The organism is Runella sp. R0.1_18 (assembly GCF_057652155.1).
In genome coordinates this window covers 1-1,333 of sequence record NZ_JBYFCK010000068.1, presented here as the reverse complement: position 1 = coordinate 1,333, position 1,333 = coordinate 1, and the positions used below count along the sequence as shown (strand labels likewise).

Genomic DNA, 1,333 nt, shown 5'->3' with positions numbered 1-1,333 from the left:
GGCTGCAACTCCCGATTCGGGCCAAAAGTAAGATAGATCAGAAGCCAAAGGTTAGAAGGCTTTTAATAAATTAAGGTGCCTGCTCTGGAACTACCTGCTCTAGGATTGGTGAAACTGGCCTTGATTTCTCTTTCTGGAATGATTTGACATCCACTCCCGCAAATCGTAATACTTTGTAAAGTGTTCTCCGGGAGCCAATGTTAAAGTATTGCATGATCTCGGTAGTGGACTTTTGTCCTGCTACATACAGGTCTTTTACCGCTGGGGCGACCTTTTGATATTTTACGGCTAACCCTTGCGGCCGTCCTCCCATTCTCCCCCGAGCCCTGGCCGATTGTAATCCGGCTTTAGTGCGCTGCACAATCAGATTCCGTTCGTGTTCGGCCAAGGCACAAAAGATTTGAAAGACTAAGACGCCACTGGGAGAAGTGGTGTCAATCGGGTCATTGAGGGAAATCAAATTAATTCCGCGCTTACCAAGCATTTCTACCAGTTCAATGAGTTGCTTGGTAGACCTACCCAAACGATCCAGCTTCCAGATAATAATGGTGTCTGTTTCCCGGGCGTAAAGCAAGAGTTTCTCGAACTCGGGTTTATAAACTTTTATGCCTGATACCTTATCGGTGAAAATCGTTTCACACCCGGCCTTTTTCAAAGCATCCAGCTGAAGGTCCAATATCTGCTCTTGCGTTGATACTCTTGCGTAGCCAATTTTCATAATACCCGATTTTGTACCCTTTATGCCGTCTTTTCAAATATAGGGTATATTGATATCGAATATAACTTTCGGGTACAAGTAAATTTTAATTTTTGACGCTTTAGCCTCTCGATTTTTCCTGTACCGGAAAACCCACGTTTTTGTGACCCAATTTAATGAAGATAATTATTCAATAATTCTATTGAATAATTATAAACCTTTACCTTTGATTCATTCATCTGATTCATTCATCTGGAAGCCCATGGAAAAAAAGGAGCTTAAAGAAAAAGTCTATTCGGAACTGGTTGGTCTTACTAAAGCCTTAGCCAATCCCTACCGGCTGCAAATCATTGACCTGTTGGCCCAGTCGAGCCGCACGGTAGAAGAAATTGCTACGCAACTTGATGTCAGCATAGCCAATGCTTCCCAGCATTTACAGACTTTGAAGGGAGCTCAACTGGTCAGCATTCAGAAAGAAGGCCATTATGTGCATTACCGGTTAGCCGATGAAAAAGTCTATCTGGTATGGAAATCACTTCGGGACTTAGGAATAGAACGTTTTGCCCAGATCGAGCGGACCCTAAAAGACTTCCGGGAGCAGAAAAACTCCTTCCAGTCAATATCCATCGACGAGCT

Annotated in this window: 2 protein-coding genes; one reads left to right on the top strand and one right to left on the bottom strand. The window is 43.5% G+C overall.

What is annotated here, in order from left to right:
• Positions 1-70 precede the first annotated feature (70 nt).
• On the bottom strand, positions 71-718 hold the full coding sequence (locus AC23P2_RS31035; RefSeq protein WP_183980753.1) for a recombinase family protein: 648 nt from the start codon (positions 716-718) through the stop codon (positions 71-73).
• A 241-nt stretch (positions 719-959) separates the two neighbouring features.
• On the opposite strand from AC23P2_RS31035, the gene AC23P2_RS31030 reads away from it, so the two are divergent.
• A partial coding sequence (locus tag AC23P2_RS31030) for an ArsR/SmtB family transcription factor (RefSeq protein WP_487776778.1) occupies positions 960-1,333 on the top strand: 374 nt, incomplete at its 3' end.